A 15407-nucleotide genomic window follows, 5' to 3' on the forward strand; every position below is an offset into this window, starting at 1 on the left:
ATGTCGACAAGCTTCTGATATCGACGCTACTCGCCGATGGTGGTCGGCGCCCGCGCTCGGGGCGGGTCGAGGCGTGGGTCGATCCGGTCAGCGAGCGGCGACGCGGAACCGGCGGAGCTCGAGCGCCGGGTTCTTTTCCCGAACCTCACGTAGCCGATGCGCTGTGAGCGAACTGCGCACGACGCCCGGCGATTCTCCGAGAGATGCACAGACCACACCCATCGGGTCGACGATCATGCTGTTTCCCGCACCGCTGCGCCCGCACTGGTCGGCCGCTGTCACGTAGACGGTGTTCTCGATCGCTCGCGCCCGTACCAGCGTCGTCCAGTGATCCTCCTTGAGCGGGCCGGGGATCCATTGCGCCGGGAGTACCAGGACGTCCGCACCGGCGTCGACGAGGTGCCGGGTGGTCTCAGGAAAGCGAAGGTCGTAGCACGTCTGCATTCCGAAGGTGAGGCCGTCGATCGTGAACGTCTCGGGGTTCCCGATCTCACCGGGGCGGATGACCTCCGATTCCGTGAATCCGAACGCGTCGTACAGGTGCATTTTGCGGTATACCGCCACCAGGTCGCCGGCAGGGGACAGCGTGACGAGGGTGTTCGAGATGCGGTCGTCTGTCGACAGCTTCTCTGCGACACCGGCAACGAGGTGGAGATTCAGGTCAGCGGCAACGTTTGCAAGACCGGTGACGAAGTCACCGTCGAGTGGCTCGGCTGCGGCGACGATACGTTCGTCGACGCGCGGTGCGGTGAACATCGAGTACTCGGGTGCGACGACGAATTGGGCGCCCCCCTCGGCCGCTTCCTGTGCGAGCGCCCGCACCACGCGCAGGTTCTCCTGCTTGTCCTGACCTGGACCGAACTGAGCGACCGCAACCTCGACCATGATCACCACGCTATGCGAGCAAATGTGAGATGGCATCCGTCACTGTTTGCGGCAGATTTGCGCGGGCCGTCCGTCGAGTAGTTGATCGTGCACTAAACTGCTGGTCAATGAGTGAGAACGAGCAGACCCCCGAGAACCCCACCTTTGCCGACCTCGACATCGATGATCGGGTGTTGAAGGCATTGTCCGACGTGGGGTACGAGTCGCCCTCACCGATCCAGGCGGCCACCATTCCGCCACTTCTCGCCGGTAACGACGTGGTCGGTCTTGCGCAGACCGGTACCGGTAAGACGGCTGCATTCGCGGTGCCGATTCTCTCCCGAATCGACTTGTCGCAAAAGTCTCCGCAAGCGTTGATTCTCGCACCGACGCGTGAGCTCGCTTTGCAGGTCGCCGAGGCTTTCGGGAAGTACTCCGCACACATTCCCGGCTTGCATGTGCTGCCCATCTACGGCGGCCAGGCGTACGGCGTTCAGCTTTCCGGTTTGCGTCGCGGCGCGCACGTGGTGGTGGGGACGCCGGGGCGTGTCATCGACCACCTCGAGAAGGGCACGCTCGACATCTCGAAGCTCGCGTACCTCGTGCTCGACGAGGCGGACGAGATGCTGAAGATGGGTTTCCAGGAGGATGTCGAGCGCATCCTCTCCGACACCCCGGAATACAAGCAGGTCGCGCTGTTCTCGGCCACCATGCCGGGCGCGATCCGGAAGATCTCCAAGCAGTACCTGCACGACCCGATCGAGATCACCGTCAAGTCCAAGACGTCGACGGCCTCCAACATTGCGCAGAGATATGTGCTCGTGGCGCATCAGCGCAAGCTCGACGCGCTCACTCGCATCCTCGAGGTCGAGACGTTCGAAGCCATGATCATCTTCGTTCGTACCAAGCAGGCGACCGAGGATCTCGCGGAGCGTCTGCGCGCACGAGGATTCTCGGCCGCGGCGATCAACGGTGACATCGTGCAGGCCCAACGCGAGCGCACGATCGGTCAACTGAAGAACGGTGCCCTCGACATTCTGGTGGCCACCGATGTCGCTGCCCGTGGCCTCGACGTCGAACGCATCTCGCACGTGCTCAACTACGACATACCGCACGACACCGAGTCGTACGTGCACCGCATCGGACGCACCGGTCGTGCCGGTCGTGCCGGCGATGCACTGTTGTTCGTGGCCCCGCGTGAACGTCACTTGTTGAAGGCGATCGAGCGCGCCACTCGTCAGCCCCTTGCCGAGATGCAATTGCCGAGCGTCGAGGATGTGAACACGCAGCGCGTCGCCAAGTTCGGCGACTCGATCACCGAGAGCCTCACTTCGGACAACCTGGCGTTGTTCCGCAAGATGATCGAGGACTACGAGCGTGAGCACGATGTCCCGCTCGCGGATATCGCTGCGGCTCTGGCCGTGCAGTCTCTCGACGGCGACGCGTTCTTGATGGATCCCGAGCCGCCGCCTCCACCGCGCCGTGAACGCGAGTCCCGTGAGCGTCCGGCACGCCGGTTCGACGAGGGACCGCGGAAGCGCTCGCGTGGGCCGGGGGAGCAGGAACTGTCGACGTACCGCATCGCGGTCGGTAAACGGCATCGTGTCGTCCCAGGCGCCATCGTCGGAGCGATCGCGAACGAGGGTGGACTGCGTCGCAGCGACTTCGGGCACATCAGTATCCGGCCCGACCACAGTCTCGTGGAACTGCCGGCCGACCTGCCACGCGAAACCCTCGAGGCGTTGCGTCGCACCCGCATCTCGGGCGTCCTGATTCAGCTTCAACCCGATCAGGGTCCGCCCAGCGGCCGACCGGGTCGTGCTGGGCGTGACGACCGCGGCGGGGGGCGTTTCAAACGTGATCGCGACGGAAAGCGCAAGCCGCGCAATTAGTTCGGTAGTTCGGTTCGACTCGCGGTTCCGCGGTGTGGAATGTCGCGGTTCCGCGGTGTCGACGTCGGCTGCTATTTCCGTGCTGCGACTTCGGCCGGTAGCGGACCGTCCTCGGGAACGAAGAACGATCCCACTGTCGGGAGCACGTGACATGCGGCCGTGGCGTAATTGACCGTGCCGAAGAGGACCGCTACCACCGTGCCCGAACCGGTGTGCACTGTCGTGGACAGTGACGGGTAGCCACCTGCGGTGGTCTCGTCGAGCGCGTCGATTCCGCCGGCCCCCGTGGTGGTGTTGATCCACGCAACGCTCAGCAGGGACGTCGTCACGACGCCGGGGTACGCGGACAGCGCCTGAAAGCTGACCTTGTCCCCGTGAACCACAGGGTCGGTGTTCGGGGCCATCGTCACGGTGACGGGCGCGCTCGGTCCGCAGCCGAGAGTGGGCGCGGTGTAGAAGAACGGTGTGTGCTCGTCCGCTACGTCGGCGAGTTCCGGTGAGGTCGTGAGGGCCTGCAGTGCCGAGTGAGCCGCCGCGCCTTCGGCCTTGTCGTGGATGGTCCCCACGCCCGGTGGATCGGGGATACCCGACAGGTCGGGAGTGAAGGGACTGGCCGATGCCTGACCTGGCGGGGCAAGTGGGACTGCGATCGCTACTGCGCCAGTGGCGAGCATGCGCAGTATCCGACCCTCGACGTGCACGTGTTACTCCTCATTGCCCCCACCTGGGGCCGGTCCCGACTCGTGGCCGTCCCCGACATCGAACGCCCGCGGAGAACTTACCCGAACGTCAGGATCAGGTGCGTGACCGGGCCAACATCGCGTCCCGCTCGGTGTCGGAGCTCGCGTCCCGCTCGGTGTCGGAGCTCGCGTCCCGCTCGGTGTCGGAGCTCGCGTCCCGCTCGGTGCCGGCCCCCTCGTCGAACTGCGTGCGATAGAGCTGTTCGTAGCGTCCGCGGCGTGCCAGGAGCTGGTCGTGCGTTCCGCGTTCGACGATTCGGCCCGCTTCGATCACCAGAATCAGATCTGCGGCACGCACGGTGGACAGTCGGTGTGCGATCACGATGGAGGTTCGCCCCACCAGAGCCTCGCCGAGCGCCTCCTGGACTGCCGCTTCGGAGGTGGAATCGAGGTGTGCGGTCGCCTCGTCCAGGATGACGACGCGGGGGTGGGCCAGGAGAAGTCGCGCGATGGTCAACCGTTGTCGTTCGCCACCCGACAGTCGATAGCCGCGCTCGCCGACGACGGTGTCGAGTCCGGCCGGCAACGATGCGACGAGGTCGGTGAGTCGTGCCCGCTCGAGCACGTCGGCGAATTGGTCGTCCGTGGCTTCCGGATAGGCCAGGAGAAGATTGGCCCGAACCGTGTCGTGGAACAGGTGGCCGTCCTGTGTGACCATGCCGACGGTGGCTCGCAGCGAATCGGTTGTGACGTCGCGGACGTCGACTCCTGCGATCTCGATCGAACCGTGGTCGACATCGTAGAGTCGCGGGACGAGCTGTGCGATGGTGGACTTTCCTGCGCCGGACGAACCGACGAGCGCGACCATCTGCCCCGGCTCGGCCCGGAACGAGAGGCCGTGCAGCACCTCGACGCCGCCGCGCGTGTCCAGCGACGCGACTTCCTCGAGCGAAGCCAGCGACACTCGCTCGGCGGAAGGATAGGCGAACTCGACGTTCTCGAATTCGACCGAGGCAGGTCCGGCCGGAACGGGGACCGCGGTGTCCTTCTCCTGGATCAGGGGCTCGAGGTCGAGAATCTCGAAGACTCTCTCGAAGCTGACGAGGGCACTCATCACATCCATGCGTGCACTGGCCAACGACGTGAGAGGTGAATAGAGGCGGGTCAGCAGCATGGCCATCGCCACGACCGCGCCGGCGTCCAGGACCTGGCGCAGGGCATAGAACCCTCCCAGTCCGTAGACGAGTGCGAGTGCCAGCGCGGAGACGAGAGTGAGTGCCGTGACGAATACCGCCTGCAACATGGCGGTCCGGACCCCGATGTTGCGTACCCGGCGAGCACGGACCGCGAACTCGGTCGACTCCTCGGACGGTCGGCCGAACAATTTCACCAGCGTCGCGCCCGGTGCCGAGAATCGTTCGGTCATCTGCGTACTCATCACCGAATTGTGGTTGGCGGCCTCGCGATTGAGCTGCGCGAGCCGGGCACCCATGTGACGGGCGGGCAGCACGAAGATGGGAAGCAGAAGGAGCGCGAACAGCGTGATCTGCCACGAGATTCCCATCATCACGACCAGCGTGATGATCAGCGTGACGATGTTGCTGACGACGCCGGACAGGGTGTCGCTGAACGCTCGTTGAGCGCCGATCACATCATTGTTGAGGCGGCTCACCAGCGCGCCGGTGCGCGTGCGGGTGAAGAACGCGACCGGCATACGTTGAACGTGATCGAAGACTGCGGTGCGCAGGTCGAGGATGAGATCCTCGCCGATCCTCGAGGAGAACCAGCGCGTCACCAGCGCGAGAACGGCTTCGAGCAGTGCGATACCCGCGATCGACATGGCGAGGCGAACCACCAGACCCACGTCGTCACCGTCGACGATGGCGTTGACGACCCGTCCGGCGAGTACCGGTGTGGCAACAGCGAGTGCCGCCGTGGCCACACTGAGCAGTAGAAACCAGATGAGACTACGGCGGTGCGGTGAAGCGAACCTTCCGATTCGGCGCAGTGTTGCCCGCGAGAAAGGACGTCGGTCCTCCTGTGCATGCATCGCGTTGTACATCGCGTTCCACGCGGTGACTTCCATGCTCATGCCGGTGCTCCTCATCGCTCGTCTCCCACGCTAGGGGAGGGCTCTGACACCGACCGTAGAACCTGAAGTGAACTTCAGGTCAAGTCACGTGGCGATGTCGACCACCACGCGGGCCGGGCTGGTAAGTGCGTGAACCGAGAACGGTCGTCCCTTTTCGGAGACTCCGATGAACGATTGAGTGACGCCCTCGAACACCAGAGCGCCGTTGACATCGGTGACCACGCCGCCCGGAATGCCGGCGACCGGGTCCGGTCCGGAGTACGGTTCGACCTTGCTGTCGAAGGGGTAGGCGGAACCGGTGATCCGCACCTGAAGAATCGCCTGTCCGCCGACGTCGATGGGACGGCCGCTGCCGTCCTGAGTGGCGACGTCGACGTACTCGACGTTCCATCCGGGGGTTCCGGTGCCACCGAGTTCGTACACGACACGGTTGAATCCCTCGTGCTCACCGACGCGGATGTCGGTGACCGACAGAGCGGCATCGGGAGAACTCTGCGACTCCTTCGGTGAGGTGTCGGTGGGGGCCGTGTCGTTCGCGGCAGTGGTGGTCGGCAGCACGGACGATGCCGCGGTGGTGGCAGATTCGTTCTCGGCACAACCGCCGAGCACGAGCGCGCACGCGGCTATCGCTGCGAGTGGGGCAAGGCGCCTGGGTGTCGTCCGAGTCATCATCCGATCGTAAGCCCGCAGGGGTCGCAAGTGATCGACCGACGTGCGCTCGGGTTGTTGTCACCAGGTGATGTCGATCGGTGCGTGCGTCACCAGGTGACGTCGATCGGTGCGTGCGTCACCAGGTGACGTCGATCGGTGCGTGCGTCACCAGGTGACGTCGATCGGTGCGTGCGTCACCAGGTGACGTCGATCGGTGGAGGACTCCACAACCCCGAGCGGGTGACGGTGGTGGTATCGATGTCCGCGGGAACGGTATCGGGATCGAGGGGTTCGTATTGTTCGAGGGATCCCCAGTCTCGGCCGAAGTCGTTGCTCAGATACGTCGGAACGGTCCGTGCTTGCGTGGTCATGTTGATCCAGCCCAGTGGACCGCCGCCGTCGTGTCCTTGCCAGAGATTGGTCATGGTGACGGCGGGCCGATCCGGCAGGATCCGGTACTCGGGGATTTCGGCGACACCGTTGCGGTGATCGAATGGCCGTTGGCACGGAAACTGGAGTGCGACAGACCAGTCGATCATCGCGGGTGTGTCGCTTCCGACAACATCGTCGAGTGTCCGAGTATGCGGCACTCTGGGCGGGGTGAGTGCCACCCAACCCTTCGCTCCGGTGTCGGTGTCTTTCGCGACCAGTCGTATCGCGTCGGTGCCTTCGGGTGCCTGGTCCAGTGGAACACGGAGGTTTCGCCACGACGGGGTGGGTCCGATATCGAGGGGCCGCGCCGAGCCGAGCGTGTCGACGGTTGCGTCGTCCCCTCGCTTTCCGAACTCGACTGTGACTTGCGAGCCCGGTGTCACCACACCGTCCGAGTCGACCGACCGGACGCTGCCGGCCGCAGCGATCGTGATCAACTCTCCCCGGTCGGGTAGCGAGTACCACTCGGAGGTCAGTGTGGCCGGGCCGGGCGCGCCGAAGCTGCCGAGTACGGGTGTGGTGGCGGGGTCGAGTCCGAACGGCAGTGCGACCTCGCTTCCGTTGATTCCCACCGCGCCGGTTCCGCCGCCGGTTCCGGCGCCCGGCCGTGTCGAATTGGTATCGGTTTCCTCGGTGAGGGTGCTCGAGATGCTCTCGTCCGACGTCGCCTCGTCGTCGGCGGTCAGATCGGTTGCGACTCCGTTCGGAGTGAATCCGGTGTTCTGGGCTGCGAGGGCTTCGCCTGGTGGTGCGGTGATCGGTTGCAGGACGGATCGATTGGGGTCGGTTTCGACGAGGACGTCCTCGGCCACGCCACAGCTGTTCCCGGCGAGGGCTCCGATGTTGGACTTCGCCAGTGAGAACGCGGGGTACTGGTCGATGGCGCCTTTCGCCAGGGACAGCACGCTGACCGCGACCATCGCGGCGGCGGCGATCGTCAAGGGTGGCGCGGACAACAGGAAGCCCGGCCTTCTCGGCTGCTTGTGGAAGGGTTCGCGCAGGTAGAACCACCCCGCGACTGCGAGTGCGAGTACGGTCGCGCCGAGCAGCATCGTGCTGACACCGAGGCCGGCGACGCTGACCGGTTTGTCCCACCACGGAACACCCCACGCCGAGACGTACCACCAGGAATTGCTTCCGGTGAAGCACACGGCGAGGACAAACAGTACGGCTGCGACGAGAAGTGCGCGGTTGCGTGCCGATCGCACCACTGCCGGGCCCACGGCCACGGCCGTCAGAACTGCCAGTGCACCCGCCAAGCCGGCGAAAACGCCGAACTGGTGGGTCCATTTGGTGGGTGTGAACGTCATCAGTGCCACGGCGGCGATGCTGATTCCGACAAGTCGGTGCCCCGGGCCGAGCGCGACGCCGGGAATGCGCCCACCACGACGCATCATCACCGCGAGCGTTGCACCGATCGACAACAGCATGGCGAACACAGCGAACCGCCGCGTCAACGATCCGTCGGCGCCCATGTTGAGCAACCAGTCGTACCGCTTGTATTCGTGGAACCACGGCTCGGACGGGGGTACCGCGTGTACGCGCTGCATTTCCATGACCGCGGCCAGGGTTTGGTCCGAGAAGCAGGCGACGAGGACAACCAGACCTGCCGCCACCAAAGGTCCCAGCAGGGCGAGGTAGCCGACCTGCTTGGCCCGGGCGGCGATGATCTGCTGGATCGGGCGGGCTCCGGCGATCAACGCGCCGAAGCAGATGATCCCGGATGGGCCCGAGGTGAGCGTGAAGGCCGCGACCAGCAGTGCCACCGCCGCCGGCAACAGACGGCGGGTCGCGATGGCACGTTCCACGCAGCACCACGTCAGGAGGGCGCCGATGGCGATCGCGGGCTCGGGGCGCAGTCCGTTGTTGTACGGCAGCCAGAACGCCAGGAAGATCAGCCCGCCGGTCCACAGTGCCACCCGATTTCGTCCGACGGCGACGCCCAGCCGCGGCACCACTTCCCGGCTGATCACGAGCCATCCCACGATTCCCAGAATCAGGGCTGGCAATCGCACCCACGGACTTGCCGTCGAAATCGATGCGAGCAGTCCGAACAGGTCGTAGTACGGCGTGCCGAACGGGGCCTCGGGAACACCGAACCACCGGAAGTAGTTCGCCATGTAGCCCGATTCGATCGACGACCGGGCCATCGTGAACTGGTAACCGTCATCGGAGGTGGTGGCACCGATGAAGTGCCACAGCACCAGCGTCCCGATCACGACGGCGTCGGTGATGCCGAATCGCCACCACGTCGAGGGAAGGAATCGGCGGGCGGATCGTCCGTCGAGTGTGTCTATGCGGTGTAGTGCGAACAGGGCGATCGCCACCGAGAGGACCGCAAGAACCATCGCTGCGAGTTTCAGGGTGCTCGGCGTCGAGGAGAATCGTGAATCGATGTCCGCATGAACCGACAACCCGGCCGGAGCCGGCCCCGACAGGTCGGTGAACACGCCGACCATTTGTGGTCGCAGGTCGCCGGAGACCACGATGGCGTCGTCGAGCCACGACGGGCTCACCGTCGTTTCGGTCGCGGTTGCCGCTACCGAGACGGTTCCTCGTGCGGCCTGGGCCGCAGGTGCGGAGAGCAGCACTCGGTTGCGCTGAACGATCTCGAACAGTGACCCCTGTTCGTCGGGTACGACGCGGGCGAAGAACCCGTACTGCTGCGCACCCTTCCCGTCGGTGGGCGCCGACGATACGACCACACCTCCCGTGTCTGTCAGGGCGCCGATGGCGTCACCCGGGATCTGTACGTCGAAGGTCAATGGCGCGTACGAGACCAGCGGTGCGTCCACACTGGTGAGTTCTCCACCGGACGGCCACGACATGCTTGCCGCGTCCTGCTCGACGGGGAGGAAGGGCACCGCCATCGCGCACAGCGCACCGATCAGGGAGCTGATGATTGCGATCCGGCGGGTGATATGCCGGTCACGGCGGGAGGGCCGCCGTTCGGTTACCTCAGGTGCGCTGGAATCAATGCTGGACGCACGCGTCCCCGCCATACTGTCGACCACAGGGTGCCACTGTATCGACAGCGCGGGCATCCGGCATTCTCACGTACGTCCGCGCTGGAGGCGTTAGATTGGTGCCCGCCGGATATACAGCAGCGACGGGAGTGCCGAATGAAGCGTGTGGCCGCGGCCCTGGCTGCGACTGCAATGTGGTCGCTGACCGCGTTGTCCCTCGCTGCGTGCGGCGGCGACGACGGGAATCAGGCGCCCGCTACCGATGAACGCCCGTCCGCATCGGTTGCGGACACGGATTCGCCGTTCTCCGGCCGGAACGACTCACTCGACCCCAACGATCCCAACAGTCTGTGTTTCGGGGCTTCGCCCGATATCCCGAGTCCATACGAGGGCTGCCCCGGTTACAGCCCGGCGCAGGAGAGTCTGGTGAGGAACTTTCCGGCTCCGTCCCCGAGTGTCAGTGCTTCGAATACCCCCGAGAACGCTCCACCCGAATGATCAAGTCGGCACGCTCGCCGATTCCTACTGATGTGAGGACATTCCGATGAAGAAGTACTCGTTGATTCTTGCCGCTGCGGCGATGCTCTTCTTGCCGGCGTGCAGCGACGACGGCTCCGACACCACCACCACCACGACTACGACCACGAGTGCGACGACCACGGACGAGACGACCACGAGTGGGGCAGCGCCGACGTCCAGCTCTGCCGGCGTTCCGGGGCGCTCGCCTGCTCGGAATGTTCCTGCTCCTTCGTCCATGCCGAATCCGAACGGTGACGGGTCGATGGTGCCGTGTGAGGGGACGATCTGCACCAATCCGAATCACGGCGCGGGTACCGATCCGGAGGAGAACGGTGGGGCGGTGATGCCCAATCCGAACGGTGACGGGTCAGAGGTGCCGTGTGAGGGGACGATCTGCACCAACCCGAATCACGGCGCCGGGAACTGATCCCGCGGAGAACGGTGAAGGGTGTTCGGACGTCAGTTGTTCGGAAACGTACCGTCCAGGTACAGCCATTCGCCGTTCTCTTTCACGAACCGGCTTCTTTCGTGCAGCGAACCTCGTGTGCCGTCGTGGCGAAAGTGGGCCCGGAATTCGACGGTGCCCGCGTCGTCCATGAGGCCGCCGCGGTCGGTGGCCAGAATGTCCAGGCGTATCCACTGCTGGTCCGGATCGAGGTCGACGGTCTTCGGTCTCGTTCGGGGGTGCCATGTCCGCACGAGGTAGTCGGCGTCGCCGACTGCGAACGCCGTGAAACGTGACCGCATGAGACGTTCGGCGGTCGGGGGCGTGGTCTCGCCGCTGTGGAAGCGGCCGCAGCACAGGTCGTAGGGCTCACCGAGCCGGCAGGGGCAGGTAGTTCTCACCGTTCCAGTATCGCGGAGTCCGGCTTGCCCGAGTACTGGCGCATCGCGAGGCCGCTTACACCCCCGATCACGATCAGAAGGATCGCGACCCAGTCGGGGTCGTTGTCCGTCACGAGCATGGCGATGCCGACGGCTGTCACGAACGGTGGCAGAAAGTCGATCAACCCTGTCCACGGCGGTCCCGGTTCCGACGTGTCGCCGGCGGCAGCAGCTTCGCGTGCGCTGATGTAGTCCGGATACCACTCGGTGAATGCCACGGCGAACAGCAAGGTGCCGAGCGGGATGATCCATCCGGTCCAGAAGCCGTTCGGCTGTTCGAGAACGGCGTCCGCGAACAGACCGACCAGAGCGTTGACGGTGAACGCAGCGCCCCAGACCAGGGTGATGTTGCGGTTGACGCGATAGAAGATGGGCGTGTCCCACAACTCTTCCGGAGCTTGCTCGCGGGCGTATTGCAGTGTGAACGGGTTGCGGATCAGGATCGACCCGAATGCGAACACGACGAGGGCGATGCTGGTCATCTCTCCCGCCCACTGCTCCAACCAGTTGATGAGACCATCGGAGGCGACCAGCCCGATCACAGCCAACGTGCCGAAGTAGGCGAGGTCGAACAGTTCGAGCAGCTTGAACGACGTTCCCCGTTTGTGGCCCAGGAACGTGAACAGCAAGGAGAGGCCGAGAGCTGTGCAGACCGCGATCTCGAAGCGATCCGGTCCCACGAGGACCGCCATCGCGATCCAGGGCAGGAGTCCGGCCAGCGGGGACTCGAGGAACGTCTCGAGTAGGCGGGGTTTCGATTGCAGGTTGACCACGGAGTCTCCTTCACATCGGCCTTCTCGAATTCTTGCAGTTCGTGCGCCGAACCGTCCGGGGAATCGCCTGGTCTACCCGACTTCCGAGATCTCAGGGTGATACCTGATGGCGGCGTGTCCAGATTTCGATAAGGATGGTGCGCATGAGCACGCACGCCGCAGCCGCCCGCGCAATCGATCTGTCCAAGACCTACGGGGAGGGCGATACCACCGTCCGTGCCCTCGCAGGCGTATCCGCAGACTTCGCGCGAGGTGAGTTCACGGCGATCATGGGTCCGTCCGGATCCGGGAAGTCGACGCTGATGCACTGCCTGGCCGGACTCGATGTCGCGTCGTCGGGTTCGGTCCTGATCGGGGACACCGAGTTGACGACCCTGTCGGACCAGGACATGACCGCGCTGCGACGGGACCGGATCGGGTTCGTGTTCCAAGCGTTCAACCTCGTTCCGACGTTGACGGCTCTCGAGAACATCACGCTGCCGTTGGACATCGCGGGGCGGACCCCGGATGCGTCCTGGCTCGACAATGTCCTGACCCGGCTGGGATTGAACGATCGGCTCGATCACCGTCCCGGGGAGCTCTCCGGTGGCCAACAGCAGCGTGTGGCGTGCGCCCGCGCACTGGCCGGGCAGCCCGAGATCATCTTCGGCGACGAGCCCACCGGAAATCTCGATTCGAAGTCTTCCGGTGAGGTGCTTGCGATTTTGCGTGCGGCAGTGGACGAATTCGGGCAGACAGTGGTGATCGTGACCCACGATCCGCGCGCCGCTGCGTACGCCGACCGTGTCGTGTTTCTCGCGGACGGTCGGATCGTCGACGAACTGCGTGAGCCCACCGCTGATTCGGTGCTGGACACGATGAAGCGCCTGGACGAGCCTGCGTCAGACGCCGGCGTCAATGCGGTGGTCTGATCCATGGCTGATTCGCCCATGCGCAGGGTGTCGTTGAGGAACCTGGCAGCGCACAAGGTTCGGCTGGCTCTCACCGTGCTGTCGGTGGTGCTCGGTACTGCTTTCGTGGCCGGTTCGTTCGTGTTCACCGACACTCTGGCGCGCACGTTCGATTCGATTTTCGACGACACCGCGCAGGGGGTGGACGTCCGGGTCTCCACCGAAGGGCAGACCTCGCGGGGCGTTCCGAACGCCGAGATCGACAAGATCGAGGCCATCGACGGGGTGCGGGCAGTCGCCCCCTTCTCGAGCGGCCAGGTCGTGCTCCTGAACTCGGAGGGCGCTGCCGTGCAGACGGGTGGCGCTCCGACGGTGGGTGTGTCGTATCTGCCGCCGGACCGCGCCCTGTCGGAGCCCGATCCCATCGTGGCGGGGACCGCGCCGGTCCAGCCGGGAGAGGTGGCGATCAACACGAGCGCTGCCGAACGGGCCGAACTGTCGGTGGGCGATGCCACCGAGATTCTCGTGCCGGCGCGCGGAATGGTGGATGTGACGGTGACCGGCATCTACGACACCGGCAACGACACCGGTGGGTTCATCGGGGTGTCCTTCGTCGACTCTCAGGCGCGGGAACTGTTCACCGACGGCAAGCACGTCGAATACGTCGACGTGGCGGGCAGTGGTGTGTCCCCGACGGAATTGAAGAACAGTATCGCCGCGGCGTTGCCGGACTACCAGGTGCAGACCGGTGACGAGGTGCGGGAGGAGATGCAGTCGCAGATCTCCGAGGCGCTGAGCTTCGTCAACTACTTCCTTCTCGCGTTCGGTGCTATTGCTCTGCTGGTCGGCACGTTCATCATCTACAACACCTTCTCCATGCTTGTCGCTCAGCGGCTGAAGGAACTTGCCCTGCTGCGGGCCGTCGGGGCGAGCCGGCAGCAGATCGGCCGATCGGTGGTGTTCGAAGCGCTGGTGGTCGGTGTCATCGGTAGTGCCCTGGGCATCGTCGCCGGCATCGGGTTGGCCTACGGACTGCGCGGGTTGCTCAACGCGTTCGACCTGGGTCTGCCCGAAGGGTCGCTGCAGGTCGGGCCGCGCACGATCGTCATCGCGCTCGTCGTCGGCGTGCTCGTTACGACGGTCAGCGCCTACGCGCCGGCTCGCCGCGCCTCGAAGGTGCCGCCGGTCGCTGCCATGCGGGAAGAGTTCGCGTCCACGGGCGATTCACTGCGGACCCGCACCTTCTTCGGTATCGGTCTCGGCGCGCTCGGTGTGGTCGGCCTGGTGGTGGGGTCGCAGGGAACCGGCAAGGGTGCTGCCGCGCTGGTTGGCGTTGCCGCGTTCGCGTTGATTGTTGCGGTTCTGTTGGGCGCACCCGCGTTGTCGCGGCCGATTGTCGGGGCGCTCGGTTCGGTACTGACGAAACCCTTCGGGTCGATCGGAAAGCTGGCTCGCACCAACGCAGTCCGCAACCCCCGCAGAACCGCGGCCACCGCGTTCGCGCTCACGCTGGGTCTGATGCTCGTGTCCGTGATCGGGGTGTTCGGCTCGTCCGCGAAAGCCAGCATCAACGCGCTTGTCGACGTGGGAGTGTCGGCCGACTACGTCCTCACCGGCCCGGACATGATGGGCGTCCCGACGGGTGCGGCACCGGCCGTGGAGAAACTCGACGCTGTGCGCAGCGCGGTGGCGCTGCACCGTGTGTCGGTGAAGATCGACGACGAAGACCAGTTCGGGGCCTCGTACGACGGACCCCTGGACGGGGTGCTCGACTTCACGATGGTCGACGGCACAGCCGATATCAGTGGTACCGACATGTTGGTGTCCCAGACGACGGCCGACGAGAAGGGCTGGCAGGTGGGGTCCACCGTCGACCTGGTCGACGGCGACGAGCAGACGGTCACCACCACGATCACCGGGATCTACGAGGACACCCCACTGTTGGGCGCGTGGTTGGTTTCGGACGAGGTCTACCGCGACGTCATGCCGGCGTTCTCGATGCCCGACATGCTCGTGCTCGTCGACGCGGCGGAGGGTGCAGATCTTGCGCAGTTGCGTAGCGAACTCGAGCAGGCCACCGAGCAGTTCGTGGTGGTGCAGGTGATGGACCCGGAGCAGTTCAAAGGTGTTCAGGCACAGCAGATCGACATGCTGCTCGCCATCTTGTACGGACTGCTCGCCCTGGCTGTGGTGATTGCCGTGCTCGGGATTGTGAACACACTGGCGCTGTCGGTGGTGGAGCGGCGACGGGAGATCGGCATGCTGCGGGCAGTGGGTATGCAGCGTGTTCAGATGCGCCGCACCATCTACCTCGAGTCGGTGCTGATCGCGGTGTTCGGCGCGGCTGTCGGTGTGGTGCTGGGTGTGGCGTTCGGCTGGGGATTCGTCAGCACCCTCGCCGATCAGGGCATCGACCGAATCGCAGTCCCGTGGGGGCAGATCGTGGCGATGCTCGTCGGCTCCGGGGTGGTGGGAGTGCTGGCAGCCCTGTGGCCGGCGAACCGGGCGGCACGAACACGGCCGCTGGAGGCGATCGCGGACCTGTAGCGGTGGGCGCATCGCGCGTGCAGCACCAAAAAGGGGCGCTGTGAAGCCCGTGGTGCCCTGGCCGGATCGGCTGTCTCGATTCGCTCCGGATCTGCGCGTGAAGATGGAAATCGACAGGTGGGCGGTGGCGCTCTCGCGGTGCTGACGCCGGTATGAGGAGAACGCCTGCGCGGGTTCGGCGGATACGGTTTCATGGACGCGAGAGGGGATGGTGCA

The 15407-nt window shown here is 65.2% G+C and carries 13 protein-coding genes; 5 read left to right on the forward strand and 8 right to left on the reverse strand.

Annotated elements, in window-relative coordinates; translation table 11 throughout:
• Nucleotides 1-87: 87 nt before the first annotated feature.
• A complete protein-coding gene (locus ACZI8Q_RS06415; RefSeq protein WP_463372677.1) occupies nucleotides 88-885 on the reverse strand; it encodes a carbon-nitrogen hydrolase family protein in 798 nt (265 codons plus the stop codon).
• Nucleotides 886-992: 107 nt separating this feature from the next.
• Here ACZI8Q_RS06415 and ACZI8Q_RS06420 point away from each other — a divergent pair, with 107 nt between their 5' ends.
• On the forward strand, nucleotides 993-2756 hold the full coding sequence (locus ACZI8Q_RS06420) for a DEAD/DEAH box helicase (RefSeq protein ID WP_463372678.1): 1764 nt from the start codon (nucleotides 993-995) through the stop codon (nucleotides 2754-2756).
• 71 nt (nucleotides 2757-2827) lie between these two features.
• Here ACZI8Q_RS06420 and ACZI8Q_RS06425 read toward each other — a convergent pair whose 3' ends face one another.
• The 4 genes from ACZI8Q_RS06425 to ACZI8Q_RS06440 form a co-directional block, all read right to left on the reverse strand.
• Complete coding sequence (locus tag ACZI8Q_RS06425; protein ID WP_463372679.1) at nucleotides 2828-3457, reverse strand: hypothetical protein; 630 nt, start codon at nucleotides 3455-3457, stop codon at nucleotides 2828-2830.
• 94 nt (nucleotides 3458-3551) lie between these two features.
• Entirely contained in the window at nucleotides 3552-5528 is a 1977-nt protein-coding gene (locus ACZI8Q_RS06430) for an ABC transporter ATP-binding protein (protein ID WP_463372680.1), read from the reverse strand.
• Nucleotides 5529-5612: 84 nt separating this feature from the next.
• The gene (locus tag ACZI8Q_RS06435) at nucleotides 5613-6197 is read right to left on the reverse strand and encodes an AMIN-like domain-containing (lipo)protein (RefSeq protein ID WP_463372845.1); all 585 of its coding nucleotides are present in this window, start codon (nucleotides 6195-6197) and stop codon (nucleotides 5613-5615) included.
• A gap of 176 nt (nucleotides 6198-6373) precedes the next feature.
• Complete coding sequence (locus ACZI8Q_RS06440) at nucleotides 6374-9613, reverse strand: arabinosyltransferase domain-containing protein (protein WP_463372846.1); 3240 nt, start codon at nucleotides 9611-9613, stop codon at nucleotides 6374-6376.
• A gap of 120 nt (nucleotides 9614-9733) precedes the next feature.
• Between ACZI8Q_RS06440 and ACZI8Q_RS06445 the strand changes: the two genes are divergently transcribed.
• Nucleotides 9734-10075, forward strand: a complete 342-nt coding sequence (locus ACZI8Q_RS06445; RefSeq protein WP_463372681.1) for a hypothetical protein — start codon at nucleotides 9734-9736, stop codon at nucleotides 10073-10075.
• 24 nt (nucleotides 10076-10099) lie between these two features.
• On the opposite strand, the gene ACZI8Q_RS06450 is transcribed toward ACZI8Q_RS06445, so the two are convergent.
• On the reverse strand, nucleotides 10100-10333 hold the full coding sequence (locus ACZI8Q_RS06450; protein WP_463372682.1) for a hypothetical protein: 234 nt from the start codon (nucleotides 10331-10333) through the stop codon (nucleotides 10100-10102).
• Between ACZI8Q_RS06450 and ACZI8Q_RS06455 the strand changes: the two genes are divergently transcribed.
• Nucleotides 10332-10523 carry a hypothetical protein gene (locus ACZI8Q_RS06455; protein WP_463372683.1) on the forward strand — a complete coding sequence of 64 codons (192 nt, stop codon included), beginning with the start codon at nucleotides 10332-10334 and terminating at the stop codon, nucleotides 10521-10523. The genes ACZI8Q_RS06450 and ACZI8Q_RS06455 overlap by 2 nt on opposite strands.
• Before the next feature lie 32 nt (nucleotides 10524-10555).
• Here the strand turns inward: ACZI8Q_RS06455 and ACZI8Q_RS06460 are convergent, their stop codons facing one another.
• Both ACZI8Q_RS06460 and ACZI8Q_RS06465 read right to left on the reverse strand, forming a co-directional pair.
• Nucleotides 10556-10942 carry a YchJ family protein gene (locus ACZI8Q_RS06460; RefSeq protein WP_463372684.1) on the reverse strand — a complete coding sequence of 129 codons (387 nt, stop codon included), beginning with the start codon at nucleotides 10940-10942 and terminating at the stop codon, nucleotides 10556-10558.
• Nucleotides 10939-11754: a DUF3159 domain-containing protein gene (locus ACZI8Q_RS06465; protein ID WP_463372685.1), complete on the reverse strand. Its 816-nt coding sequence runs from the start codon at nucleotides 11752-11754 to the stop codon at nucleotides 10939-10941. The genes ACZI8Q_RS06460 and ACZI8Q_RS06465 overlap by 4 nt, the downstream gene beginning before the upstream one ends.
• A 143-nt stretch (nucleotides 11755-11897) precedes the next feature.
• Here ACZI8Q_RS06465 and ACZI8Q_RS06470 point away from each other — a divergent pair, with 143 nt between their 5' ends.
• Nucleotides 11898-12665, forward strand: coding sequence for an ABC transporter ATP-binding protein (locus ACZI8Q_RS06470; RefSeq protein ID WP_463372686.1), 768 nt, complete (start codon nucleotides 11898-11900; stop codon nucleotides 12663-12665).
• Between the two features lie 3 nt (nucleotides 12666-12668).
• A complete protein-coding gene (locus ACZI8Q_RS06475; protein ID WP_463372687.1) occupies nucleotides 12669-15191 on the forward strand; it encodes an ABC transporter permease in 2523 nt (840 codons plus the stop codon).
• Nucleotides 15192-15407 lie beyond the last annotated feature (216 nt).

Source organism: Rhodococcus quanlei, assembly GCF_055231015.1.